Source organism: Allobosea sp. LC85, assembly GCF_000735605.1.
Taxonomy (GTDB): Bacteria; Pseudomonadota; Alphaproteobacteria; order Rhizobiales; family Beijerinckiaceae; genus Allobosea.
In genome coordinates, this window is record NZ_JPKG01000008.1 from 49,842 (window position 1) to 75,211 (window position 25,370).

General features: G+C 64.4%; 25 protein-coding genes and 1 pseudogene. 11 read left to right on the forward strand and 15 right to left on the reverse strand.

Going from position 1 to position 25,370, the window contains the following annotated elements; genetic code table 11:
* Positions 1–467: 467 nt before the first annotated feature.
* Complete coding sequence (locus tag FG93_RS33260; protein ID WP_200878069.1) at positions 468–1,226, reverse strand: hypothetical protein; 759 nt, start codon at positions 1,224–1,226, stop codon at positions 468–470.
* 138 nt (positions 1,227–1,364) lie between these two features.
* Here FG93_RS33260 and FG93_RS33485 point away from each other — a divergent pair, with 138 nt between their 5' ends.
* Both FG93_RS33485 and FG93_RS04740 read left to right on the forward strand, forming a co-directional pair.
* Positions 1,365–2,009 (forward strand): hypothetical protein, encoded by a 645-nt coding sequence (locus tag FG93_RS33485; protein ID WP_052513379.1) that lies wholly within the window; start codon positions 1,365–1,367, stop codon positions 2,007–2,009.
* Between the two features lie 24 nt (positions 2,010–2,033).
* Positions 2,034–2,522 (forward strand): hypothetical protein, encoded by a 489-nt coding sequence (locus FG93_RS04740; RefSeq protein WP_161783771.1) that lies wholly within the window; start codon positions 2,034–2,036, stop codon positions 2,520–2,522.
* On the opposite strand, the gene FG93_RS04745 is transcribed toward FG93_RS04740, so the two are convergent.
* The 7 genes and pseudogenes from FG93_RS04745 to FG93_RS04775 form a co-directional block, all read right to left on the reverse strand.
* Positions 2,507–2,806, reverse strand: a complete 300-nt coding sequence (locus tag FG93_RS04745; protein WP_043232429.1) for a hypothetical protein — start codon at positions 2,804–2,806, stop codon at positions 2,507–2,509. The genes FG93_RS04740 and FG93_RS04745 overlap by 16 nt on opposite strands.
* Positions 2,807–3,779: 973 nt before the next feature.
* Positions 3,780–4,295, reverse strand: coding sequence for a 2'-5' RNA ligase family protein (locus FG93_RS04750; RefSeq protein WP_043232432.1), 516 nt, complete (start codon positions 4,293–4,295; stop codon positions 3,780–3,782).
* Between the two features lie 93 nt (positions 4,296–4,388).
* Positions 4,389–4,721 (reverse strand): annotated as a pseudogene (locus FG93_RS04755) (cytochrome c family protein); the annotation flags it as partial.
* A gap of 176 nt (positions 4,722–4,897) precedes the next feature.
* Positions 4,898–5,221, reverse strand: a complete 324-nt coding sequence (locus tag FG93_RS04760; protein WP_210165823.1) for a hypothetical protein — start codon at positions 5,219–5,221, stop codon at positions 4,898–4,900.
* 26 nt (positions 5,222–5,247) lie between these two features.
* Positions 5,248–6,564, reverse strand: coding sequence for a sulfite oxidase (locus tag FG93_RS04765; protein WP_244448497.1), 1,317 nt, complete (start codon positions 6,562–6,564; stop codon positions 5,248–5,250).
* A gap of 100 nt (positions 6,565–6,664) precedes the next feature.
* Entirely contained in the window at positions 6,665–7,468 is an 804-nt protein-coding gene (locus FG93_RS04770) for an anti-sigma factor (protein WP_152579309.1), read from the reverse strand.
* Between the two features lies 1 nt (position 7,469).
* Positions 7,470–8,024 carry an RNA polymerase sigma factor gene (locus tag FG93_RS04775; protein ID WP_081881308.1) on the reverse strand — a complete coding sequence of 185 codons (555 nt, stop codon included), beginning with the start codon at positions 8,022–8,024 and terminating at the stop codon, positions 7,470–7,472.
* 239 nt (positions 8,025–8,263) lie between these two features.
* On the opposite strand from FG93_RS04775, the gene FG93_RS04780 reads away from it, so the two are divergent.
* Complete coding sequence (locus FG93_RS04780) at positions 8,264–9,430, forward strand: diguanylate cyclase (RefSeq protein ID WP_200878070.1); 1,167 nt, start codon at positions 8,264–8,266, stop codon at positions 9,428–9,430.
* Positions 9,431–9,488: 58 nt separating this feature from the next.
* Here FG93_RS04780 and FG93_RS04785 read toward each other — a convergent pair whose 3' ends face one another.
* Positions 9,489–10,790: a hypothetical protein gene (locus FG93_RS04785; RefSeq protein WP_152579310.1), complete on the reverse strand. Its 1,302-nt coding sequence runs from the start codon at positions 10,788–10,790 to the stop codon at positions 9,489–9,491.
* A gap of 198 nt (positions 10,791–10,988) precedes the next feature.
* Here FG93_RS04785 and FG93_RS04790 point away from each other — a divergent pair, with 198 nt between their 5' ends.
* From FG93_RS04790 to FG93_RS04805, 4 genes are all read left to right on the forward strand, one after another.
* Positions 10,989–11,336 carry a hypothetical protein gene (locus FG93_RS04790; RefSeq protein WP_043232443.1) on the forward strand — a complete coding sequence of 116 codons (348 nt, stop codon included), beginning with the start codon at positions 10,989–10,991 and terminating at the stop codon, positions 11,334–11,336.
* 380 nt (positions 11,337–11,716) lie between these two features.
* On the forward strand, positions 11,717–12,058 hold the full coding sequence (locus FG93_RS33490; RefSeq protein WP_244448498.1) for a TauD/TfdA family dioxygenase: 342 nt from the start codon (positions 11,717–11,719) through the stop codon (positions 12,056–12,058).
* A complete protein-coding gene (locus tag FG93_RS04800; protein ID WP_043232449.1) occupies positions 12,051–12,989 on the forward strand; it encodes a hypothetical protein in 939 nt (312 codons plus the stop codon). The genes FG93_RS33490 and FG93_RS04800 overlap by 8 nt, the downstream gene beginning before the upstream one ends.
* A gap of 348 nt (positions 12,990–13,337) precedes the next feature.
* On the forward strand, positions 13,338–13,697 hold the full coding sequence (locus FG93_RS04805) for a hypothetical protein (RefSeq protein WP_152579311.1): 360 nt from the start codon (positions 13,338–13,340) through the stop codon (positions 13,695–13,697).
* 97 nt (positions 13,698–13,794) lie between these two features.
* Here the strand turns inward: FG93_RS04805 and FG93_RS04810 are convergent, their stop codons facing one another.
* Positions 13,795–14,502 (reverse strand): GntR family transcriptional regulator, encoded by a 708-nt coding sequence (locus tag FG93_RS04810; protein ID WP_052513382.1) that lies wholly within the window; start codon positions 14,500–14,502, stop codon positions 13,795–13,797.
* Between the two features lie 88 nt (positions 14,503–14,590).
* Positions 14,591–15,919 carry an MFS transporter gene (locus FG93_RS04815; protein ID WP_043232453.1) on the reverse strand — a complete coding sequence of 443 codons (1,329 nt, stop codon included), beginning with the start codon at positions 15,917–15,919 and terminating at the stop codon, positions 14,591–14,593.
* Between the two features lie 231 nt (positions 15,920–16,150).
* Here FG93_RS04815 and FG93_RS31040 point away from each other — a divergent pair, with 231 nt between their 5' ends.
* Entirely contained in the window at positions 16,151–17,227 is a 1,077-nt protein-coding gene (locus FG93_RS31040) for a CapA family protein (RefSeq protein ID WP_161783772.1), read from the forward strand.
* Between the two features lie 235 nt (positions 17,228–17,462).
* Here FG93_RS31040 and FG93_RS04825 read toward each other — a convergent pair whose 3' ends face one another.
* From FG93_RS04825 to FG93_RS04835, 3 genes are all read right to left on the reverse strand, one after another.
* Positions 17,463–18,380 (reverse strand): 3-hydroxyacyl-CoA dehydrogenase NAD-binding domain-containing protein, encoded by a 918-nt coding sequence (locus FG93_RS04825; RefSeq protein ID WP_043232455.1) that lies wholly within the window; start codon positions 18,378–18,380, stop codon positions 17,463–17,465.
* Positions 18,381–18,592: 212 nt separating this feature from the next.
* Positions 18,593–19,597, reverse strand: a complete 1,005-nt coding sequence (locus FG93_RS04830; protein WP_043232458.1) for a tripartite tricarboxylate transporter substrate binding protein — start codon at positions 19,595–19,597, stop codon at positions 18,593–18,595.
* Positions 19,598–19,677: 80 nt separating this feature from the next.
* Positions 19,678–21,432 (reverse strand): IlvD/Edd family dehydratase, encoded by a 1,755-nt coding sequence (locus tag FG93_RS04835; RefSeq protein WP_081881309.1) that lies wholly within the window; start codon positions 21,430–21,432, stop codon positions 19,678–19,680.
* Between the two features lie 64 nt (positions 21,433–21,496).
* On the opposite strand from FG93_RS04835, the gene FG93_RS04840 reads away from it, so the two are divergent.
* Entirely contained in the window at positions 21,497–22,180 is a 684-nt protein-coding gene (locus FG93_RS04840) for a GntR family transcriptional regulator (protein ID WP_043232460.1), read from the forward strand.
* On the opposite strand, the gene FG93_RS33795 is transcribed toward FG93_RS04840, so the two are convergent.
* Positions 22,168–22,299 carry a hypothetical protein gene (locus tag FG93_RS33795; protein WP_280114121.1) on the reverse strand — a complete coding sequence of 44 codons (132 nt, stop codon included), beginning with the start codon at positions 22,297–22,299 and terminating at the stop codon, positions 22,168–22,170. The two genes, FG93_RS04840 and FG93_RS33795, sit on opposite strands and share 13 nt — an antisense overlap.
* Before the next feature lie 257 nt (positions 22,300–22,556).
* Here FG93_RS33795 and FG93_RS04845 point away from each other — a divergent pair, with 257 nt between their 5' ends.
* Both FG93_RS04845 and FG93_RS04850 read left to right on the forward strand, forming a co-directional pair.
* Positions 22,557–24,167 (forward strand): NAD(P)/FAD-dependent oxidoreductase, encoded by a 1,611-nt coding sequence (locus FG93_RS04845; RefSeq protein WP_052513384.1) that lies wholly within the window; start codon positions 22,557–22,559, stop codon positions 24,165–24,167.
* 8 nt (positions 24,168–24,175) lie between these two features.
* The gene (locus FG93_RS04850) at positions 24,176–25,342 is read left to right on the forward strand and encodes an FAD-binding oxidoreductase (RefSeq protein ID WP_043232461.1); all 1,167 of its coding nucleotides are present in this window, start codon (positions 24,176–24,178) and stop codon (positions 25,340–25,342) included.
* Positions 25,343–25,370 lie beyond the last annotated feature (28 nt).

The window sequence follows — 25,370 nt, forward strand, 5'->3', positions numbered from 1 at the left end:
CCGCGCGGCGGAGCGGGAAACGCCAGGATGGCGGTCTCGGCAGGGAGCGGCCTGGCCACGAGCCACCAGCCATCACTGGCCAGCCGGCGCGGCAGCCTGGATGCGAGGGAACGGGGAGCGATGATCTCTGCCATGCCCCAGGGATGCAGCAGCAGATTGCAGCGCCCGCCCGGAGAAAGCTCAGGATTTCAGGATTGTTGTGCAGATTTCGTGCAGCGGCGCGCGGAGCGACGGTCCGGCGCGCGAACTCGCCATGCGATGGTCCGATCGAGACAATTTCAACCAGCGCTGGCTCGGCTGGTCGTTTAGGCGCAGACGTTAGCGAACGACCGTTGCTTCGCCGATATTCCGGCCTTCCCACAGGTAGAACATCTGCGCTTTACCAATGGCTTCCCTGCCCTCTTGCGTGAGAAACACGAATCCCAGACGGCGCCATTCGCCGGGATGCATCTATAAGTCGCCCAGCATCAAGCAAGCATCCCATCCCTGCGAAGAGCCTGCAGGGATGCAGACACACCCGTAACCCGGCGCGATAGGTCCTTGGCGCCCACCGCGGCGGTCTCATGCAGCAGGACGTCCGCGATAAGATGCGGATGCATTGCCTTTAGTCGCTCGGCCCTTTCCCTCACCGGATGGCTCCATGTCGACGAGGGTGACGAGGCCGCCCGGATCAAAACACAATATACTTGCCGCCCCCCACCAATCTGCCCGGCTTCATAGGGGCCAAGGTCCGAGAGGATGGTCAACTCTGCTCCGTCGTCGAAAGTGATGCTCAGTCGCATTCCAGTACTGCTAAGGGACGTAACCCGCCTTCCGACAAGCCGATGCAGCTTCGTCGCAGGCGCCTCGTCCGCAACGCATCTGTAACTCCAGGCCGTTCCGTCTGGCTCGATATGCTCCACGGCCCGCTCGGAAGTGATTGTGCTGCGCTCGAACCGGAACTGCAGGCCAAACGGATCGAGACAAACCTGCATCAAGGTGTCACCGATAAGGTGATCGAGTTCTGAGGCTGGCGGAAACTCGTGCATGCCGTAACGATGTCTGATGTTTCCATGCAGATCAACGGAGACGGGTTGATGTCGGATTATGAGGGAGAGATCGTCGCCGGCGCGGCTAGATTGGGGCCCTGTTGCTTCTGCGGACAGGTAATCCAGGAGAGCGAGATCGATCCCTGCCGCGTCACTGTCGAGACCCGGAGCGAGAATTGGCAGGTCTGGTTCTGCCACAGCGCTTGCCTCCGCGATCGGCTTAACGACCCTCCCGGTGTCCTTGGCTTCTCCGCGCCAGCTCACTTCTAGGCCAGGTGCGGGGTCACTGAGGGGAGCAACCTTTGGATTGACGGCATTTCATGGCAGTCTGCACCTATGAGCTTCACGGTGAAATTGGCCGTTTTCCCAGCCCGGAAGGCCCCGATTCCATATGAGACGCTTGCTGGCACTTTCGCGACCTTAGAAAATGCCTGCGAGGCGGGCAGGCTGGCTCTCACCGCGGTGACGGAAAAGGAGCTTTCAGCCATAGCTCCCAACCTCGAGCCCTGCTTCCAAAAATTCAGCAATGGCCATATGGCAGCAATCAAGGTGCCGCCTGGTGAAGTTTCCGGATATCTCGTCCTCGATGAGAAGGGCGTGGAGGTCGCCAATTGGACAACGCTGGATAAGGGCGTTGCACGCGTCGCTAGCGACCAGACCGGTGAAGGGAATGAAGACCCCACCGACATCCGGCTAGGTCGACTGCGCCAGATTGCGTGGGACGAGTGGGATCCGATCGGCATTCGTTGTGCCGATCATGAGGCTTGGCGAACAGCGGCCGCCGGCGAGTATGACAGCTACATGCTGCAGGTCGCGTCGATTTTGAGCTCGGGCGGTTCGACGGACGAAGCCGTTCGCTACCTCGATGAGATCGTAACCGATCACATGGCTTTGGGACCAACCACGGAGGCACAAAGGCAGTCGTCGCGAAATACGGTTGAAGCCGTAGCAGCCTATTTGAGCGAGACTTTGAACGAGTAGGTTGGATTTGCATAATAGGACGAGTTGCTGAAAGGACGAGTTGCTGAACTGTCAGCGCCGATGTCAGAGGGACAACTGATGGGAAGGCGCCCGATTTGGGTCCAGACGATTTCGGACGAACAACGCGCCTCCTCGCTGTCCGACCTCGAGCGCGTCGGCTGCGGGAAAATCATCGGCTATCTCCCGCTTCAGACAGTCCGCATTTTCCTCGGCCTGAAGGTCAAGGACGTCGTACACACGGCATCGTCTCGCGGAGTTTCCGCAATCAGTATTGGCCCGAAGGACTGCTGCATCAAGAGCGGCGCGCTCTTCGTTTACGATCGCACGCAACTGGCGGCCTTGCTTGAGGCTTCAACGATGGCGCTCGAGCAATCTAATTTCCCGGGAGAACCCGAGCTTTTTGTCCGCGCAATTGCGCGAGATTGGCTAGAGGCCGATCATCCCGTGATGCCAATCATCAGGGCAGCATTCGCGAACGGGCATAGGCCCGCGGTGGGTCAGCGATCATTATGATGATCCTGAGGGCCTTCAATTTCTCCAAATCGGACACGCATCGCGTAAGGTCTCTCGCCTTTCAGGCCCTCCACGACCCCGCGGATTACCGAGACGTCAAGCCTTTGCGCGCCAGGCCCGTAAAAATCCTTCCAGTCCGCCTCGATGAATTTCGAGAGGCGAGATAGCTCAGTCAGTAAGTCATCCTTTGCGAGACTGCCCTTGGCGTCCAGGTGCTCGATGAGCGTCTGGAAGATCAATCCGTAACCGTTCATAAGCGCTGCGATATTGGAAGCAGAGTGCATCTCGACACCTCCACAGCGTGAACCACCCTGATCACGCGCTCGCGTCCTTACGCGAGTCCGGCACTTGAGATAAAGCATCTTCTTGCTTCTTACGCTAGATAATCCAGATGTATCGTGCTTATGCCATTCTGGGCGGAGACAGATTGCCCCCTATCGTCAAACATTATCGAAGTCTGCCCTCGGAACTAACGGGTGGAGAAAACAAGGGAGACTTGCTTGGTAGCCCCGTCGTCCTATTGATTGAGGAGACGGGTGAGGGGGTCTTCCTGTATCGATATGATCGAACCGCGTGGAGCGTTGGCGATACCTGGTACCTGAGCGCTGCCGATGCAGAGGAGCAGGCAATATTCGAATACGGAGATTTGATTGGTACTTGGCAGGTAATACCTGACGAGGCTGGAGATGCAGTTGAATTTGCCGTTAGAGCCGCAACGCATAGATAATTTGAAAACGGCTCTTCAGGCTGCATGAGAGGGGTTATCTGCATCGCTAACCCCTTGGCGCTGGCTATAGGATACGCGATGCTTGTTCGCCGTTTTGCGTGAGCCCTTTTCTTTTCCGGCATTCTTGCACGTACGCGCGATGCAGTTCCACTATTTGCTCGCGAGACAGTCCCCTCCCTCCTCTATGCGACTCCCTAGCCTTTTCGCGGCACTCACCACGATCACCACCCTGAGTCCTCCGCTGCGACTGGGCTTCCGCGACATTCGCAAGCAAGAAAGCCGTGAGAAAAACGGTCAAAGGAATACGCATGGTCAGTCCTCTCGCGAAGGGTTTCGACACAGGTGGAACGCACAATACACTGCGCCAACAAATACTGAAGACCACCCCAGGTACAGTTGGGTAAGGTAGATCTCGGCGCGATGTTCGATGTCGCCGGTTAGATCGCGATACCTTTCATGGCCGGAGCCTAGTGGTCAGTTGAGTCGTTCGACGTGGCAGTCAGCCCTTGTGCCGCGATGACCGTTTCTAGCTAGGTAAGTGATCGCGTCTGCAAAATGCTGACCGGCGGCCAGGAAACGCACTCTGCGACATCAAAGGTGAACGTGAACGGCGTGAACGGGCGTCTGGCGAAGTCGAGAGCAGCCTCCCGCTGCGACGCGGGGACCGCCATCGCGATTGTCAGATGCGGCCTCCAGTGCTCCGGGAGGTAGTGCGGGTCGCAGAGCGCGGGATCGACGCGTGCATGCAACCTTGCGTGGGCTTCGATCAGGCGCTGATCGCGGCTCGGCTCCAGCCACAGCACCAGGGGCTCGGTAGCGAAGGCTTCCATCCTCTCGAAGGTCAGCGAGAAGGCCGGTTCCCCCACGAGAGCCTCCCCAGCGGCGGCGAGCCTGGATGTCTCGATCGCCGGGTACCGAGCAAGCGTGATGTGGGGCCAATAGCCAAGCGCGCGTATCGAGGGCTGGCTCTCAAAGGCCGAGGCCTTGTCGACCAGGTCCCAGAAGGGCTTTGCAGCGCTGCGCGTGCGCAAGGTGATGCCAAACATGCTGCAGACTGTGTGCCCCGCCTCGCCCGTTCAAGCAACGGCAGAAGCGGGGCAATGCGCGGGCTGTTACCGGCAACTGGCGCGCGCCTCCCCTCACCCTCCCTTATTGCCGCTCGCATCGAACTGCTTGAGAAAAGCCAGCAGATCGGCGATCCGCTTCTCGTCCTTCAGGCCGGCATAGATCATCTTGGTGCCCGGCACTTTTGTGCGCGGGTTCTGGATGTAGTCGGCGAAGGTGGCGTCGTCCCAGTTCAGGCCCGACTCCTTCATCGCGGCGCTGTAGCCATAGCCGTCGCGGGTTCCGGCCTTCTGGCCGATCACGCCGTTCAGCGTCGGCCCGACCGTGTTCTTTGCGGCATCACCAAGCTGATGGCAGGCGCGGCACTGGGCATAGATCTTCTCGCCGGCTGCGGCATCCTGCGCGCGGCCGGCTCAAGCATCGGACCGAAAAGTGGAATCCGGTTTTCGGAAGAATCCGATGCTCAAACAAAGAGCTAGATCGCCGCTCCTGCGTCCGAACGGACGCACGGCGATCTAGGCGGCGGCCGCGAGCAGCGCGGCGCCCAGAGAGAGGCAAGCTTCATGTCGATTGAGTCCTATTCCTATGGTTTGGGCGCGAAGGGGCTGACCCAGCCGCCGGCCTGGGCCGGCGCCTTCGGCGGAAAAGCCTGGGCGAGATAGTCGAGCAGGATCGCGCGCATCTCGGGGTCGGGCGGCGGCATGCTGTGCTTCTCGGTCATCCAGGTCAGGGTTTCGTCCCAGCGGGCGCGATCCATGCCCTGCCGGCCGACGACCTTCATCGAATGGCAGCCGATGCAGTAGCCAAAGGTTTCGTCGCGGCCGCGGAAATCGGGCAGCGTCTCGGGGGTCTCCTCCTGGGCGAAGCTGCCGGAGGCGGAGAGGAGGATGGCCGCAAGAGCGGCCATCCGGAGCGAGCGAAGACCGGGCATCGTCAACCGACCAGGATCGCGGTGCGGTGGAACGGGTTGGAGCCGTAGCCCTGCGGGTTCCAGTTGGTCGCGACATGCGGCTGGGCGACCCCGCGGGAATCCGTCGCGCGGGCCCAGAGCTCGAAATAGCCCTCGCTCGGCAAGGTCACCGTCCCGGTCCAGCGCACCCAGTCGTAGCGGTTCTTCGGCTTCGCCAGCGTCATCGCCTGCCAGCGCTGGCCGGCATCGAAGGAGACCTCGACCTTTGCGACCTCGTGATCGCCGGCCCAGGCTGCGCCGCGCAGGGCGATCTCGCGCGTCGCTGCGGGCAGGCGCGTGCCATTGGCCGGCGCGGTGATGATCGAGCGCACCGGCATCGAGGTCATGTCGGTGAAGTTGGTCTTGCCGTCGGCATTCGAGCCGGGAACGATCGGCACGGTCGGGATACGGTAGGAGGTTCCTCCCATGCCCTGCCCGTCATGCGGCGTCGCGCGCACCAGGATCCGGTTCAGCCATTTCGACGAGAGCGAGGCCGGCCAGCCCGGGACGACCAGGCGCAACGGGCCGCCATGGATATGCGGCAGCGGCTCGCCGTTCATCGCCCAGACGATCAGCGAATGCGGCTCGAGCGCCTTCTCGATCGGCATGCCGCGCGAGATCGCATCGCGGCTGGCGTCGCCGGAGAGATGCGGATCGGCACCGAAATGGCCGGTGAATTTGGCGCTGGGCTTGAGGCCCGCCGCCTTCAGCACATCGGCAAGCCGCACCCCGGTCCATTCGGCGCAACCGGCGCCGCCATTGGTCCATTGGTTGCCGCGTCCCGCCGGCTGGTAGAAGGAGCGGCCATTGCCGCCGCATTCCAGCACCATCCGGAAGGTCTGCGCAGCGAAGCGGGATTTCAGCTCGGCGAGCGTGAGGGTCAGCGGCTTCTCGACCTCGCCCTCGATCTTCAGCTGCCAGGTCTCGGCATTCGTCACCGGCTCCGGGATCTGGCCGTTATTGCGAATGAAGAACTTGGCGATCGGCGTGGTGTCGTCATCGAGCAGGTTTTCCGGCGTCTCGGCGACCAGCGGGCGGTCTCCCAGCAGCACCAGGCCCTTGTCCTTCCCGGGATAATCGAAGGGCTGCGGGCCCTTCGGCGGGGCGGCAGTCGGTGCGCCCTGCGCGGCGGCGGGCGAGACGGCTGAGAGCCGCGGCAGCCCGCCGACCGCGATTCCGAGCGCGGCCAGGCTGCCGCCGAGCAGGAGGCGTCGCGACGCGCGTGGCGCAATCGGACTGTCGGGGACTGAAACGTGATGCGGTTCGGCGGCGGCATCCCGCGCCTGGACGTCTTCCAACATGGTGTCTTCTCCCGAGGACATGTTCCTCGCTGGAGACGACGCCGGGCGGATGCGATTTATTCCAGGTCGAGAGAAAAATTCCGGCGGAGAGAAAAAGCCCTCAGCCTACGCAGGCCGGGCGGAGGCTGCGCGCCTCGGCCAACGCCGCGATCTGCTCGCGCGGGATGCTGCGCTCATCCTCTGTCAGCCTGGCGACGAGTGCGGCAATGCCGTCGAGGCGGGCGGGATCGATGCCCTGCCCGATCAGGGCGTAGCTCGCATGATGGCCGCGCCAGGCACGGATCGCGAAACCCTCGCGATCCTGCGCGGCCGGCCGCCCCGGCAGGCTGTCATCGGCGGGTGCGATCCACAGGCCGACGCGACAGCCATTGGGCCCGACATAGCCGGCGAGCACGCCGCCGCCGCGCCGCACGGATGGGTCGAGCGACAGATGCACGAGGCGCAATGAGGCGAGCGACAGGTCCGGCAGGGCGTCGACATCGGCCCCCGCCAGCTCGATGCCGAGGCGCTGCGCCTGGGCGGCGGGCCCTTGGCCGGGCGGGAGCTGCGAGAGCCAGAGCCGATGCGCGGCGACGGCTGCGGTCAGCCGCGACGCTGCCGGGCCTGTGCGAGACAGGCCGAACCAGGCCATGCCAAGCCCGCAGGCGATGAGCAGCGCCGCCGCCACCGGCAGCCATGGCCGGGGTTTTGGCCGGGTTTGCGGCGGCAAAGCGAAGGCCGGCGCCTCCTCCTGCGGGGGCAGCGCGCGCATGCTGGCACGCAGATGCGTCAGCGTCGCGACTTTCGCGGCGGTCTCGCGATCGGCCGCAATCGCGGCTGCGACCTCAGCCGCCTGGTCCGGCTCCAGCTCGCCATCGACATAGGCGTTAAGCAGATCCCAGGACATGGTTTCGCGCGTCGTCACGTCACCCACCCGCCTGGCGGCGCCGTGCCGGGAGGACGCGGAGATTGCCGCCCTCGATCGCCTCGAGCAGCGCAATCCGCGCCCGGCTGATCCGGCTCATCACGGTCCCCTGGGGAATGCCGAGGATCTCGGCCGCCTCGCCATAGCGAAAGCCCGCCAGATCGATCAGTTCGAGGATGTCCCGGTGCGACGGATCGAGACGCTCAAACGCCTGGCGCACGGTGATCTCGGCGATCAGGCGGTCGTGATGGCGCCAATGGCCGCCCTCAGGGGCTTCCACTTCCGCGGCGGCGAGCACGGAGGCCTGCCCGCGGCGATGCTCGTCGATCCAGAGATTGCGCAGGATGGTGAACAGCCAGGGCCGGACGCGCTCGTCCTCCTCGGGCGGCGAAGCGGCCAGCGCCTTCATGGCGCAGGATTGCAGCAGATCGGCCGCCGCATCCCGGCTGCCGCTCAGCCGCAGCGCATAGAAGAACAGGCGGTCCCAGTTCCGGCGCAGGGCACGCTCGACGACGATACGCAGGATGAGCTCCTCCGCGATGGCTTTCAGCGCCATCCTATCGCAGAGGCGCCAGGGCTTCTCAAGGCTTGGGCGGGAATGTCGGTTCGGCGGTCCGACTGGGCGCTGCTTCGGCGAACGCCTGGGGCTTCGGCCATCCGATGACGGGATAGGCGCTGCGTCGTCTCAAGGAATCTTAATTCCTTTCTCGCAGATTGAAGGAATGACGCTGCCATGAAGGAACCTCCCGACCTCGCCTGAAGCTCCAGAGGCCAGGTCCCAAAGACGCGATGGACATGGACCTTCCGACCCTCTGGTATCTGACCGTTGGAACACTGGTGGTCGCCACCGCGATGACCCTGTGGGAGCGGAAGGCGCATGGCCAGCGCTCACGCCCACTCGGAATTTGGGCCGCGAGCTATGTCGTCTTCGCCATCGGCTGCCTCATCGCCATGAGGCGCGAGGCGTTCCCTGGTGTGACGGGCCCGGCACTCGCCAATATCATCATGGTCCTGGGCTACCTGATGGTTCTCCACGGCGTCCGATGCCTCGATGGGCGAGTAGGCATCGTCTGGTCCGCCGCGCTGCTCATCGCTCTCACCGCAGCCTGGGCCATCGGCGGCGAAGCGTTTCCGGTTTTCTTCTGGACCCATGTCGCCTCGTTACCCATCGCTCTGATCTGCGGCCTGACAGCCCTCGCCTTGTTGCGCAGTCGTGCGGTCAGGGAGCTTCGCTCCCGGCCGGTCGCCGTCGCGGTCTTCGTCTGCCACGGCGTGTTCTATCTCCTGCGCGCGACCGTCGCGCCATGGCTCGTCGCATTCTACGGCGAGGGTCTGCTGCTGGTTCTCGCCAAGGTCACGATGTACGAGGCCGTTCTCTTCACGGTCGCGATGCCGATGGCCTTCATGGCACTGATCCGCGAGGAGTATCAGGCTCAGCTCCTGGCCGATTCCCGCACGGACTTCCTCACCGGGCTGCGCAACCGCCAAGGGTTTTTCGAGTACGGAGCCAGGGCGCTAAAGGATTTGGCGGCGCAGCGGCCGGTTTCGCTCCTCGCGTTCGACCTCGATCATTTCAAGGCGATCAATGACCGCTATGGCCACGACGCCGGCGATGCGGTGCTCAAACTCTTCGCCACGGTGTCGCGCGACATAGCTGGCGCGGACGGCGTCATCGGCCGATTGGGCGGGGAAGAGTTTGCCATCCTGCTACCGGGTCAGGACAGCCTGGCGGCAAGCCAGATCGGTGAGGCTGTCGCCAGGGGATTTTCTGAACGCGCCGCGCGCAGCGATGGATTGAAGATGACGGCCACCGTCAGCATCGGGCTGGCTGAAGCGCAATCGCACGCTATCGAACTCGCCGCGCTTCTCTCGGCCGCCGATCTCGCCCTCTACAAGGCAAAAGCGCTCGGAAGGAATCGCATTCAGGTGGCGACGACGGGGATGGTTTCCGAAGCCGCCTGACGCCGAGCGGAGGGACGAATGGCAACGGACTGCCTGCGCACCGCTCGTCCGTCAAACCTCATTTGGTGCGCCCGCCCTTGGCGGTGCCGGCAGTGCTGTCCAGGATCCAATCCGGAAAGAGCACCTCTCTAGCCTTTCCGATTGCACTCCGACGCCCCCATTCCAACTCGCCGCTATCTCGTAACCTGTTACGTGCTCGCTGAAATGCCAGTTGCATCGAACTCCGGCCGAGCAGTGTTGGCTGCCAACGCTCGATGGCCTTGTGCACAAGCGCCAAGGCTTGATGCCCGCCATTCTGATCGAAGCTGTTCGCGATTGAGATGACATATTGATGTCCCGAGCCTGCCACCTCACCCGCTTCCAGCGAGATCAGCAGCCGGACGAGCGCGAGAATGCAATCGACACCAGGGTTCGAGCTGAAGCCTGGAATTCCTGCTCTCTTCGCAACCTCGTTGAGCATATCGTAGGGATCGGGAGCGCCCTTCGTGAAAAAATGCCGGCCGCGATAGGCTTCGAGCCATCGACGCTTGAAGTCGTCGGCCCAACGCCAAGGACGACCTAGCACTGCCGCTTCCGCGATAGGAACGATGCTGGCTTCCCAGCGAGCATCTTCCCCATCACCTTGGTATGTCCAAGCGCGCAGCCGAAACCTGCCATCGCATTGGCTCATTTCGATCAGGTCGTTGTCGATCGAGAACAACCGACCGCTTTGATCGGCAATGATGTCCTTGACCGACGCTTTCATTGCGCCAGTCGGATCGAAGTTGCGCATGACCCACAAAAGCGTTGCGCCCATCCGATCGTAAAATGCACGGCGGCCGTTGATCCCGTGCAGCGTAATCGTAGCGAGTTGCGCTTCGAGAACGACCTTGATGTCGCAGCATGAAAACTGGACATCGGGAAACCGACCGTGTGGGAACTCGGCCCGCATCTCGTCTGTGGGCCGTTCATAGGTGCCGGTTGCAATCGAGATCACTGACGGGTCAGCCTCAGCGAGACGAACAAGCAGAGCCACGAGGTTCTTATGTGCTTCGCCTTCCTGACGCCCGTGGAAGATTCTCGCGTTTATCTGATCGGGAGTGAGCCTTTTTTTGCTCTCCAGGGGGCAATCGAAGGCCCCACGGGGAAGGTGAGACCAGAAATATCGCTTTCCTCTGACCGAAGGCGCATGCGGATAGACTTGTTGCCGGCACATCGGGCAAACGAATTGGAGCGGCCTGCGGGATTTCGTCCAGACGTTCGCGGTCGCCTGCAATCGAACGGTCGATCGCGGGTCCTCCATGAGGGAAGCAATATTTTCCGCGGATATCATAGTATTATTTTCCATATCAATTGCGTAAGGAATGCGAAGCTCGCGCATTCAATGCCCTCTCGTAGAGATCGCGATCCCAGTCATAATTGTGGTGGCAGAACCTGAAATGGCATTGACTTATTTAGAATCCGCGATTGTTACATCTCCAAGTTCTTCCTCTTCGGGAAGAGCGGTCCGGCCCGTTTCCAGAACCGCGCCAATCCGAGTACGCTTTCTATCCGCGAATCGCCGGATGGGAGATTTTGCATGACGCAGCGTACCTTGAAACAGAGATTTCGGTTCGACGTGCTGCTAGAGCCGGAAGACCGACTTGCCCACACTGTTCTTCTCTCGATGGCCTACGATGGTCACGGCGATTGGGGTGGCTGCGGGGTTGCAGAGTTCAATCTTAACGATTTTGCCGACGCTATTGGCTGGGCGCCGGGAGCCACACTGCGCAGGCTGAAAGACCTCGCGCCCACTGCTAACGCGGTCTGCGTCGAGCATGACAATATCGTCCTGTTCGCGCTGGCGGGTGCGCAACAAGACGGGTTTTCCCATCTCTACAAAAGCCGAGGTTTTGAGGGGCTCCAACCGAGTTTGCCACACTTGTAGGCCGGCGGTGTCGCATCGCCCCCAACCCTCTTTTCGCGTTGCCTCTCGTGCCACTCCTTTTGAACAACGTCCCGGATCCATCCCAACTTCAGTTGCGTGGATGGCAGCTTTTTTCGGCTGAGACGACAGACCCCGATACCATTCTGCGTGTGATGAGTGGTATCGGTGATCGACTGGGCACGCGAGCTGTGGGCCGAGCTCGCGCACTTCAAGAATTGATACAACCAGTGCCCCCCGAAAATGCGCAAGCCCGATCGCTCAGTGCGCAGTTCGGTCTGTCAGCGCTGCCATTCCACGTCGAGCTCAGTCACCGGCCCAAGCCCTGCCGATATGTGTTGCTGGGATGTATCGACCCGGGCGAGGCACCGACAGCGACGCGGTTGATCAACTGGCGCGTGCTCGGCTTCACTCCGGATGAGCTCGCCGTGCTTGAAGGGGCGCCGATCCTGGTCCGGACTGGCCGTCGATCGTTCTATTCCACACTCCTTTCACGGGGTGAGGGCTTCCTGCGCTACGATCCAGGATGCATCGAGACCATTGATAGGCGCGGTGAAGTGGCCGTCCAGATCGTTGCCGAACACCTCGAGCGCGCAACACCATACGAGCATTCATGGGCCCGAGGGGAGATCCTCTTGATCGACAACTGGGCAACTCTCCACGGGCGCGGGCCGGCTATCGCCGGTGCCGGCCGCAAGCTAGCCAGGATACTGATCGATGGCTGACGAGGTCTTCATCGCGATAAGCAGCAAGATGCTGCACGGCAAGTCCAAGGCCTACGTCAGCCGAGCGCTCGCCCGGAAGGCTGAGGGCAACCTCGACGAGTACCAACTGTGGGCATCGCTCGCCCTTGAGCTGCTGGGTAAAGCGGCCCTGGCGAAGCACCATCCCAGCCTCATCGTCGACCCGAACCACTGGCAATCGCTGTTCGTGGCGGCCGGCATCAATGTGACGACCGACGTGAAGACAATCACCGCCAAGACGGTGTTCGAGCGCCTCACCCATCTCGCGCCGCGCTTCGACAAGGATACCCAGAAGTTCTGCCTCGCGATCAGTGAGCGTCGAAACGCCGAGCTGCACTCGGCTGACGTGCCGTTCCGGGCAATGAAGCTGGACGCCTGGGAACGACAGTATTGGTACGCCTGCGACTGCATTCTTAAGTCGATGGAATCCTCCCTTGAAGATTGGCTTGGCGCGGCTGACGCCCAATCCCCGAGAGAGCTGCTGGAAGAAGCTAAGCAAGCCTTGCAGGCGGCAATTGAACTGCGGATCAAGGCCGCCCGCGCGCGCTTCGATGACCTTAAGAAGGCCGAACGCGATAGGTTGAAAGAGGAAGCAACAGCTCGCCATGCCATCCACCAGCGCGGCGCGCTTTCAGCCGATTACGACGGCGTCTGGGAACAGACGTGCCCAGCCTGCAACTGCAAGGCGTTTATGGCCGGCACCCAGGACTACGAAGAGATCTCCGAGGATGCCGATCGGGGCGTCGTTTGGGAGACTGTCGAGAGATCGTTCATCCCCGAGGAGTTCGTCTGCCGATCTTGTGACCTGACGCTCGTCGGTGGTGCCGAGGTGGAAGCTGCTGGCCTGTCCGATCCGCACACCGAAACGGAAGAACGCGAGCTCGAGTACGAACCTGACTATGGGAATGACTGACCGCCCCTTCGGCCCTCAGTCCTCCAAACGTTTACTTCCTGGCAGCCAGCTAATGTCGTCTTGGGGCGCGGCACAGTCCGTCGCCTCAGTACGATAGATTTCAGTCGGAATGATTGCTTGGCAGGGCGACGAGACAATCAGGCGTCAATCTACGCGTACGATTTGCGCGAGCTTCAGGCGAAAGTCGTCGCTCCCGTCTTAAGCCAGCTACAACCAATTCCCCGTGAGTTGGTAGGTGGCCCAAAGGCCTTCCGGGTTCAAATCGCCCGGGACAACAGCCACAACACACTCTGCTATGAAGTAAGGCTAAGCTTCGCTCTAACGGTTGGAGCGGCCTTCGAGAGGAACTTGCGGCTGTGGTTGTCGGTGGAGCAGGCAGATCTTAGATCGTTGATCGAGCGCGCTGATCGTATGAGGCTGGTCAAGCATGTCGCCGAAGTGAAGGGCTTGGCCGCTGCGTCAATGGTCCAGGCGGCAGATCTTATCGAGCTTTGGGAACTGGTCAGCACCGCGCGGCATGGAGATGGACCGGCGGCGAAGCGCTTGAAAGCCCTCAATCCTGGCCTGTGGTCCCATCAGGATGTGAAGACGCAAATCCTCTATGAGACTGCCGGTTTGAGAGCCTACGCCATGCGCGTGAAGGATACTGACCTTGAACGTTACTTCGGCGCGACGATAGGTTTCTGGGAGAGGGTGAGCGGCCGTTGAGAGCACGTCTTGGGTTAGACATTCAGCGACCGTAGAGCCTGAGCTGACTGCCGAGACCCGGCGAACCGAGCCTGACGTAAGCTGACGGTCGCAAGCATTACCCCGCGAACACCGACCTCTCCGCAAATCCCGTATGCCGCCGCATCATCCGGCCCACGACCCGGTCGCGTGAGGTCCGGATGTGGCGCGCAACGGCTTCGCGGGCGGCTCCTGCGTCCCGGCGCGCCAGCGCTTCGATGATTTCGTCATGGTCGTGGCGGACCTCCTCGCCATCCTCTGCCGCGCCGAGATCGGCGAAGAGCAGGCGCTGCATTTCGTCCATGGTCTGGGCGATGCCACGCAGCAGCCGGGCGTTGTCGGCAATCGTGGCGATGGCCTCGTGGAAATCCTGGTTGGCGCGCATGAAGGCGCGGTAGCTCGCCTGGTCGCCGATGCGCAGCTCGACGGAAGATAGCCGGCGCATCATCGCGACATGGCTGTCGGTGATGCGCGGGGCGGCGAGTTCGGCTGCGGCGCATTCGAGGATCAGGCGCATCTGGATCAGCTCGTGGAAATCGCGGAGCGAAAGCTCGGTGACGCTGTAGCCGCGGCGGGGGATGACGCGCACCAGCCCGTCCTGCCGGAGCCGCGACAAGGCCTCGCGCAAGGGCGAGGTGCTGACCTTGAAGCGCGCGACGAGGTCCGATTCGTTGAAGACCGCCCCTTGCGCGATCTCCCCGAAAATGATCGCGGCGCGGAGCTCCTGATAGACGCGCTCGGCCAGCGAGAGTTTGGCATCGTTTCCTGCTTCGGCCTTGGCCGGCATCGTTCAAGCCCTTCATGAAAAGGGTCGCGGCACCTGACGCGCCGCGACCGCTCCCTACCCTATTGGTCTGCGCCTTCGGCAGCCGCAGTCAAGCCCGCCGCCTGGCGAAGAAGCGCTGGACGACCATAAGAATGATGAGCGCAGCCAGCGCCTCAACGACCGCAACAGCAACCAGACCGGGCGCGATCTGGCCCGTGGCGTCCTTCAGCAGGCCGAGACCATAGGGCGCGAGAAAGCCGCCGAGATTGCCGAAGGAGTTGATGATCGCGATGCCGGCGGCGGCGGCCGTGCCGGCGAAAAGCCGGTTGGGCAGCTGCCAGAACACGGGAATCGCGCCATAGGCCCCGGCGAGCGCCAGCGCAAACAGCACGACGACCATTTGCGGCGAGCCGTGCAGGGCGAAAGCGACGCCGGCCAGACCAAGCGCGCCGACAATCAGCGAGCCGACGCATTGCAGGAGTGGACGGCCCGTCCGGTCGGCCATCAGGCCGTTGCCGATCATCACGGCGGAGCCGACGAGCGAGGCGCCCGAAACCAGCCAGCCAATGGTCGCGACATGGCCGAAGCCGGCCTCGCGCATGATGGTCGGGCCCCAGAAGGCGACGGTGGCGTTGGCGACGATGATGCAGAAATAGACCAGCGTGAAGATCCACAGCCGCGGATCGCGCAGCACCGTCGAGAACCCGTGCTCACGCGGGCCAAGAGAGCGGGCATCGCGCTCGAGATCCTCGCGCACGGCGCTGCGCTCCTCATCCGAGAGCCAATGCGCCTGTTCCAGCCGGTCAGTTAGCCAGGCCAGTGCAAAGAGCCCGATCAGGATCGTCGGAATGCCCTCGACGATGAACAGCCATTGCCAGCCGGACAGGCCGCCGATGCCCTGCATCCCGGTCATGATCTGGCCGGCGAGCGGACCGCCGATGACGCCCGACAGGGCCACCGACGACATGAAGATGCCAAAGACCTTGGCCCGGCGCTCGCTCGGGAACCATTGCGTCAGGAACAGGATGACGCCGGGAAAGAACCCCGCCTCGAAGGCACCGAGCAGGAAGCGCAGGATGTAGAAGGTCGTGGGCGTCGTCGCATAGGACATCAGCGCGCAGATCGTGCCCCAGCCGATGGCGATGCGCGCGATGGTCTTGCGTGCGCCGATCCGCTGCAGCAGCAGGTTGCTCGGCACTTCGAACAGGAGATAGCCGATATAGAAGATGCCGGCGCCGAGCCCATAGACGGCCTCGGAGAAGCGCAGCTCGTCGGCCATCTGCAGCTTGGCGAAGCTGATATTGACGCGGTCGACCCAGGCCAGCACCCAGAGAACCATCAGGATCGGGATCAGGCGCCAGAAGATCCGGCGATAGGCGGTGTCGAGCAGCGTGTCGGTCGCGCGGGCGGCCGCCCCCGGTAGCGATGTGTCGGTCATGTCAGAATCCCCTCGGCGGCCTTCGGCAGCATGCGCGTTGTCGTGGCCGCATTTGTGATGCATCAATAAAACATCATAGATAATTCACGGTTGTCAACAGGGCGCCTACGGTCGTGACAAAGCCGATCGACTGCACCTCCCCTCTTCGCGCCTGGCCCTTGAAAGCCCTTGACCGTCGGCACAAACTGCGTCCAGTAATTGAAACATCAAACAAATATCTAAGGAATGACCATGTCCATTCTGACGCTCGGCGCTGCCGGAGATATCGTGGTTCGCGAGCGGCTCTATGCCGGCGATGCGCTGATCGATGAGGGCTATGGCGAGACGCTGACCTATCTCCGGCAGAGCGATCTGGTCTGGGGCTCCTGCGAGGTGCAGTTCGCCCATCACGGCTACCGGAGCGATGCGCCGATCGCCTATCTCGTCGACCCGGCTGTCGCAGGCGATCTCGGCCGGGCCGGATTCGGCCTGATGACGGTTGCGACCAATCACACCTGCGATTTCGGGCCCGACGCCTTTCTGGAGACACTCGACCACCTGCATGCGGCCGGCGTCGGGACGGTCGGCGGCGGCGAGGACCTCACTGCTGCGCTCGTGCCGGATCAGCGCGGGATCAATGGCTGCAGGTTAGGGACGATCGCGGTTTCCTGCCTGCTGCCGCCGGATTATGCGGCGACGGAGACGCGGCCGGGCATCGCGCCGCTCGCGATCGAGCAATGGCCGGAAATCCACCCGGTCCTGCTCGCGACCGAGCCCGGCGCGCCGATGCGGATGCGCAGCCGGGTGCGCGAGAGCGATCTCGCGCGGCTGCGCGGGCAGATCGCCAGCTTGCGCCCGCTGGTCGATGTTCTGATCGTCAGCGTGCACTGGGGCTATGGCCGCGGCGACCCGCTGGCGGAGTACCAGCGTCCGCTGGGACAGGCCTTGATCGATGCCGGCGCCGACATGGTGCTCGGCAACCACGCCCACAGCCCTGCCGGCATCGAGACCTATCGGGGTAAGCCGATCCTCTACAGCCTCGGCAACCACATCGCCCAGCAGGACTGGGACAACGCCACCCCCGACCAGAAGGCGATCTTTTCGCAGATCGACCCCTGGTCGCTCGTCTGCCGCATCGGCATCGGCAGGGGCGGCATCGAGACGATCGAGTTCCGCGCCACGGAGTGCAACAGAAACGGGATGCCGGTGCTGATCCAGGAACCGGCCCGCGCCCTGCCCGTGCTCGACCGCTTCGACCGGTTGTCACGCGGCATGGGTACGGAGGCTGAGATCGAGGGCCTGCGTCTCACGGCCCGTTTTGCGAGGTGACGCGTCCCCGAACGCGCCGCTTCGCCGACATGGCCGCCAGAGCCGGCCTATGCGCATATCGCGGCGGCGAGCACCGGCCGCCTTGGATCATCGGACCGTAAATCGTATCCGGTCCGATGATTTAACCTTTTGTGTTCGCATCGGCTTTGCCCCGAAAACCGCAATCCACTTTTCGGGCCGATGCTTTAGGGCGGCCTTCGACGACATCGCCTTCAACACAGAGCTGTGACCCAGCCTACTCACTCACCAGCTTGCGCGATTTCAGCAGCGCCAGCAGGCCCTCGTCGCGGCGCGCTTCCAGCTCCGCGATCGAGCGGCCGGCGCTCTCCTGCGCCACCCCCTCGACGATCCGGCGCTGCACCTCTTCGCCCAGGCCGGGTTGGCCGAGCGATTCCCAGCGCTTGAGCTGGCTCGGCCCGAGATGGGCGAGATAGCCCTTGATGCCGCCATCGCCGCCGCCGAGATGATAGGTCATATGCGGACCCATCAGGGCCCAGCGCAGACCCGGCCCATTGCACAAGGCGGCATCGATATCGGCGACGCTGGCCACGCCCTGTTCGACCAGATGGACCGCCTCGCGATAGAGCGCAGACGCCAGCCGGTTGGCGATATGGCCCGGCATTTCCCGGTTCAGCACCACGGGTCTGCGACCGAGCGCGCGATAGAAGGCGCTGGCGCGCGCAACGACAGCATCATCCGCCCCGACGATCTCGACCAAGGGCACGAGATGCGGTGGATTGAACGGATGGGCGACGATGATGCGCTCGGGCCTGATGCAATCGGCGACGATGGCGCTGCGCACCAAGGCCGAGGTGCTGCTGGCGATGATGGCATCCGTCGCCGTCTGAGCGTCGATCTGGCTCAGCAATTGCCGTTTCACGGCCTCGTTCTCGGGGCCGTTTTCCTGGATGAACTGTGCGCCTTCAAGGACCGCGCCGAGCCTGGTCGAGAAGCTGAGCGCACCAGCCCCAGTAAGCCCCAGTTCGGCAAGCTGCGAACGCGCCCGCTCGACATAAGCGAGGAATTTCTCCTCGGCTGCGGGCGATGGATCGTATGCGGCGACAGCGACGCCATGAGCGGACGCGAGCGCCGCCCAGCTCGCGCCGATCATGCCGGCGCCGACAATGGCGATGCGCTCGATGGGATTCGTCATGATGCCTTTGCTCTCACTTGCTTGCGTTCATGAGCGCAGCAGTCACTGGCGCCAGGATTCCGGGCGTAGCGCAGTCGAGACTCACATTCCATCGCGGAGTGCCGAGCCCTGCGATGGTTTCCGGCTCGGCGCCGCGGGACCGTCATCGGGGCGGCCCAAGGCCGATCCCGATAGCGGCCTCTCCGGACTGACGAAGGACAGGGCAAAAACCCTTATTCAGGCCTGAGCCCAGTCGCCTTGATCACCTCGCTCCACTTCTTCATCTCGCTATCGATCAGGGCCGCAGCCTCGACCGGGGTGCCGGGCTTTGGCGTCACGCCCTGCAGCTTCATCGCCTCCAGCGCCTTGGGCGTCTTCAGCGCCTTGACGATCTCGGCGTTGAGCTTGTCGATGATCGGCTGAGGCGTGCCGGCCGGGGCGAGCACTCCGAACCAGGAGCCGATCTCGAAATCGGGCAGCCCCTGCGAGATCGCGGTGGGGTAATCCAGCATGAAGGGCGAAGGCTCGCGGCCGGTGGTCGCGATCGCCTTCAGCGAGCCCGCATTCACATGCTGGAGCACGGATGGAATGGTGTCGAACATCACCTTGACCTGGCCGCCGATCATGTCGGTCATGGCCGGGCCGCTGCCGCGATAGGGCACATGTCCGAGCTTCGTCCCGGCGCGCGCATTGAACATCTCGCCGGCCAGATGTTGCGGCGAGCCATTGCCGGAAGAGGCGTAGTTGAAGTCATCCGGCTTGGCTTTGGCGAGCGCGATCAGTTCGGGAACCGTCTTCGCCTGCACCGAGGGGTGGACGACCAGCGCGAGCCCGACCGTGCCGGCAATGGTGACCGGAGCGAAATCCTTCTTCAGGTCGAAGCCAGGCTTGGCCTGCAGTCCCATATTGATCGAGTGGCTGGTGAGCGCCCCCATCAACAGCAGATAGCCGTCGGGCTGGGCCCGGGCGACGGCTGCGGCGCCGACGCTGCCGGCCGCGCCGGCGCGGTTCTCGACGACGACGCGCTGGCCGATACTCTGCGAGACTTCCTCGGCGATGACGCGGCCGATGATGTCGGTCGCCCCGCCCGGCGCATAGGGCACGAGCAGCGTGATCGGCCTTTGCGGATAGGCCTGTGCGCCTGCGGGACCGGCAAGGGCGAGCGAGAAACCGGCGAGCGAGAAACCGGCGAGCGAGAGAGCGGCGAGCGTGCCGCCTAGAAAGGCGCGTTTCAGCATCGGGCATTGTCCTCCGGGTTGGGGCAAGCGGGCCGGTTCGTCCGGCCCTGCATCACGATCTTGAGCCGCGCTGCGGCCGGTCAGCAGAAGTCGAAATCGCAGCCTTCATCGGCCTGGAGGACGCTACCCAGATAGAGCCCGCGATAGCCGCGCGAGGGCTCGCTGAGATGGGCGGGCGCCTGCCATTGCGCCTTGCGGCGCTCCAGTTCAGCCGCGTCGACCAGCAATTCGATCTGGCGGGCGGGGACGTCGAGCCTGATCAGGTCGCCGTCGCGGACCAGTCCGAGCGGGCCGCCCACCGCCGATTCAGGCGTGATGTGCAGCACGATCGTGCCGAAGGCGGTGCCGCTCATGCGGGCGTCGGAAATCCGGACCATGTCCTTGACGCCCGCCTGGGCCAGCTTTTTCGGGATCGGCAGATAGCCGGCCTCCGGCATGCCGGGCGCGCCCTTGGGGCCGGCATTGCGCAGCACGAGCACGTCATCGGCGTTCACATCGAGCGCAGGGTCGTCCATGCGCGTGACCATGTCCTCGACCGAGTCGAAGACCACGGCCCGGCCCGTGTGCTGGAGCAAGCCAGGAGACGCGGCCGAATGCTTGATGACCGCGCCGCCCGGGGCCAGGTTGCCGCGCAGCACGGCCATGCCGCCGGTCTGCTTGAGCGGGCTCGCGGCGCTGCGGATGATCGTCTGGTTCGGCACCTCTTCGGCGGCGTCCGCGATCTCGCCGATGGTCTGGCCGCTGATGGTGAGCGCGTCGAGCGCCAGATGCGCGCGCAGCTCCTTCATCAGCTTCGGCACGCCGCCGGCCCAGTGGAAATGCTCCATGTAATGATCGCCGGAGGGTTTGAGATCGATCAGCACCGGCACCGCGCGGCCAATCGCGTCGAATTCCTCCAGATCGATGCTCAAGCCGGCGCGGCGGGCGATGGCCGCGAGATGGACGAGCCCGTTGGTCGAGCCACCGATCGCCTGCAGCACCACCATGGCATTGCGGAAGGCCGTCTCGGTCAGCAATTCGCTCGGCCGTAATCCGCCTGGCCTCTCGCCACCTGGCCTCACGGTACCTTTGGCCAAGGCGACAGCCTGCTTCCCGCTGGCTTCGGCGGCGCGGATGCGGTCGGCATGGGTCGCGGGGATCGTGCCCGTGCCCGGCAGCGCGATGCCCAGCGCCTCGACGAGGCAGCCCATGGTGCTGGCCGTGCCCATGACCATGCAGGTGCCTTGCGTCGGCGCGAGCCTGCCGCTTAGCACCTCGATCTCGGCCTCGTCGATGGTGCCGGCACGGTGCTGGCCCCAGAGCCTGCGGCAATCGGTGCAGGCGCCGAGGATCTCGCCCTTGTGATGACCGACCAGCATCGGGCCGGTGATGAGCTGGATCGCGGGGACATCGGCCGATACCGCGCCCATCAACTGCGCCGGTACGGTCTTGTCGCAACCGCCGATCAGCACGACCGAATCCATCGGCTGGGCGCGGATCATCTCCTCGGTGTCGATCGCCATCAGGTTGCGCAGGAACATCGAGGTCGGGTTCGAGAACGACTCATGGATCGAGACGGTCGGGAACTCCATCGGCAGGCCGCCTGCGAGCATGACGCCACGCTTCACCGCCTCGATCAGGCGCGGCACATTGCCGTGGCAGGGGTTGAAGTCGCTGAACGTGTTGGTGATGCCGATGATCGGCCGGTCGAGCGCATCGTCCGAAAAGCCGGCCGCCTTGATGAAGGCCTTGCGCAGGAACAGCGAAAAACCGGGATCGCCATAGCTGGCGAGATTGCGGCGCATGCCGCGCGGGGCCAGTTTGGCGGGGGCATTCTTGTCGTTGGGGCTCGTCATGACGCGATGAAGAGTTGCCGTTGACAAGATTGTCAACAATTATGTTGGAATTGGAGTTAGTCGCATGTCCGTCTTCGCGCTCAAGCCCGCCACCGACCGCCCCCGCATGGTGGCGGACGCTCTCGAGGAGGAGATCGTGCTCGGCTGGCTCTTGCCGCGCCAGCGCCTGATCGAGGAGGACATCGCCGCACGGCTCGAGGTGAAGCGCCATGTCGTGCGCGAGGCTCTTGCCGAGCTGGAGCGGGTCGGGCTGGTCGAGCGCGTGCCGAACAAGGGCGCAGCGGTCAGGCTGCTGGAGCCGCGGGAGGTGCGCCAGATCTATTCGGTGCGTGAGGCGCTGGAGACCTTGGCAGCCGAACAGATTCCGCTGCCGGCCGATTCCGAGATCGTCTCACGGCTGCAAGCGATCCAGGGACGCCATGCGGCCGCGGTCGCTGCGGCCGACGCGCGCGCGGCCTTCCGCGCCAATATGGCGTTTCACGAGACGCTCTTTGCCGCTTGCGGCAATGCCCATCTGGTCGAGCTGATTCAGATGATGGCACAGAAGGTTCACGGCGCCCGTTCGATCACGGCCGCGAGCCCCTCGCATCTGGCGCGGGCCTGCGCCGAGCATTGGGCGATGATCGCAGCGCTCGAGGCCGGCGACCGGGCCAGGCTGGTTCAGCTGTGCCGCGACCATCTCGGCCCCTCGCGCGACGCCTATATCGCCGCGGTGGAGCAGCGGCATGGCCGCGATCAGTCGCGATAGCGCGTTTTGACATCGGCGTTGATGGCGGCGATGTCCGGCAAGGAAGCGATGCCGCGCAGGCGCTGGGCATTGTCCGCAATCTCTGCGTTGCCCTCGCGAATCTCCTGGTTGGCGCGCATGAACGCGCGATGCGCGGGATTTCAATCCTCTCGAAACACCAGCCGATTCTTTGGCGCAACCTGAACCAGAGCTGTCGCAGGAAACCATAGAGCATCATGCCTCCGGTCACCCCGGCGCGGCGAGGTGCGCACTCGCGCTTTCCTCGTTCAGATGCTCTGACGCGAGATGTCGCGTCCCGGGCGGTCGATGTCGCAAACCGGCCAGCCATCGCGAGCCGGCGCACCAAGAATGAACGCCGTCCTTCGAGAGCGCGACCATGAACATCCCAGCCTCAGATCCGAAATCCGTCACCGGCAAGCCGCTGGCCATCGACGAGACGGTCGACGTCCTCGTGATCGGCGGGGGGGCTGCCGGGCTCGAAGCCGCGATCGGCGCGGCGGCGCAAGGCTTGAGTGTCCTGCTCGTCGACGAGAACCCCGTCTCGTTCAGGACGATGGGCGACGACGTGCCTTTGCATTTCGGCCAAGGCATGGCGGCGAACGCCCGCAATCGCACCGCCATGATGGAGGCCTTCGTCGCCTCCGAGCCGCGCATCGAGGAGGCCTTCGAGGCCGGCGTCGATGTCCGCCTCGGCGCCGCCTGCTGGGGCCTCTATGCGAACGGTCCCGCGCTCGGCTGGATGCCCGGGCTGGTCGCCGGTCTCGCCGACGAAGACCGCAGCCTCCTGGTGCAGGCGCAGCACGTCATTCTCGCCTGCGGCCGCCGTGACATGGGCCTCGGCTTCCCCGGCTGGGAGAAGCCCGGTGTGATGGGGGCCACCGCCGCGCTCACCCTCGCGACGCGCTATGGTGCGTTCGGCCCCCGCCAGGTCGTCGTCCTCGGCTCGAGCACCGAAGCGCTGACCACGGCGCTCGCCCTGCGCGCGGCAGGTGTCACCATCGCGGCCATCGTCGAGCAGGCGTCCGAGACCGTTGGCGATGTGGCGCTGCTGGCGGGCCTGCGCGAGGGCGGTACGGAGATCCTCACCCGCCATGTCGTGCGCGAGGCCGCCGGTCGCGACGGCGTCGAGGCGGCGCTGCTGGCGAAGCTCGACGAGAATGGAAAGCCCGCTGGGGAGGAACGCGCCCTCGCCTGCGACGGTATCGTGCTGGCCGTCGGCACCACCCCGGTCGTCGACCTGATCGACGCAGCCGGCTGTAAGGTTGCATTCCAGCCCGAGCGCGGCGGTTACGCACCGGTGCTGGACGCGAGCCAGCGCACCAGCGTTGCGAATGTCTACGCGGTCGGCGACTGCGCCGGCATCTGGGCGGCCAAGACGCGGGACCGGACAATCGCCGAGGCGGAGGCCGCGCGCGCCGTGGCCGCGCTTGGCACCGCTGCGACAGGCGACCAGGCCGCTTCCCTGCCGGTGCCGGAATGCGACATTTCCGATTATCGCCTCGCCTGGGTGCGCGCGAGCGTCGTCGAGGCGCGCGCCGAATTCCATGTCTGCCAATGCGAGGAGGTGACGGCCCGCGAGATCCTCGAAGTTCGGCCGCCGCGCTATCTCGACTGGCAGAACGAGCGCCGCAACGACCGCTCGCTCGCGGCGCTGCTCGGCGAAGGTCCGCCGAATCCGGACCAGGTCAAGCGCCTGACGCGCGCCGGCATGGGTTCCTGCCAGGGTCGCCGCTGCCGCGAACAGGTCGCGGCGCTGCTGGCGCTCGGCGCAGCGCGGCCGCTCTCGGCGATCCCGCTCGCCGGCTACCGCGCCCCGACGCGACCACTGTCGCTGTCGATGATGGCACATGTGCCGGAAGCCCCCGAGCAGGCCGCGCACTGGGACACCTGGTTCGGCATGCATGCGCAGTGGGTGCCGTTCTGGGAGGTTCCGGAGCGCTACACCGTGGCGACCAATGACGCGACCGGCCCCGTCGCGAGCGAGTGAGACACATCATGAGCGAGATCAAGGGAGCGTCCGTCATCATCGTCGGCGGCGGCGTCACGGGGCTTTCCGCCGGCTGGTGGCTGGCGCGCGACGGAACCGACGTGCTCGTGCTTGAAAAGGGCATGATCGGCTGGGAGGCGTCGGGCCGCAACGGCGGCGGCTGCTCGCACCACCACTCGCCGCTCTTCGCCGAGGAGCAGCGGCTCTGGCCGATCATGGACGAGTTGCTCGGCTATCCGACCGAGTTTCAGGGGGAGCGCGTTCGCCTCGCCTCCAGCGAGCATCAGATGGCGCTCTATGGCCGTGCCCTGCGCAACGCCGAGCGGCAGGGCTTCCAGTCCGAGGTGCTCGACGTCAAGCAGGCGAAAGAGCTCGTCCCGCTGGCGGGCGACACCATCGTCGGCGGCTATCACTACAGGTTCGGCGGGCACGCCAACCCGCACCGCACGCTGCAGGGCTACGCCTGGGCGATGCAGGATCATGGCGGGCGCATCCTGCAGCACATGACGGTGACCGGCTTCCGGACCGAAGGCGGACGCGTGACGGCGGTCGAGACCGATCGCGGACCGATCGGCTGCGACAGTCTCGTCCTCGCTGCCGGCCCGCAGACGGGGCGGCTCTCCGCCATGCTGGGACAGGAAGTGCCGGTGCAGTCGGCGCGCTGCGAGATGATCGTGACCGAGCCGCTGCCGCTGATGCCGCTGGGCGGCGTCGACGGTTGCGGGCTCTACGGGCGGCAGACCTTGCGCGGCAACCTCGCCTATGGCGGCGGCCCGCATGAATGGTTGGCCATGGCCGAGGAAGGCACGCCGGCGAAGCCCACCACGCCGCTGATGCTGCATATGGGCAAGCGCCTCGCCGAGCTCCTGCCGAAGGCGGCACATGCCCGTATCATCCGCTCCTGGGCTGGCGTGATCGAGAACACGCCGGATGGCCGCCCGGTCATCGACCGGCTCGCTTCGCAGGCGAATGTCGTGGTCGCCACGCTGTCCAGCGTCGGCTTCGGCCTCTCGCCGGCGAGCGGCCATGCGATCCGCGATCTCGTGGTCGACGGCTCCTGCAGCTTCGCCGACATCTCGAGCTTTGCACTCTCGCGCTTCGCGGAGCTCGAGCCGAACTGGCGGGAACTGCAGGGCTGGCAGGTGACGGCGGCAACCGAGACACTGTCGGCGTGAGGTCGTCATGCTCGGGCTTCGCCCGAGA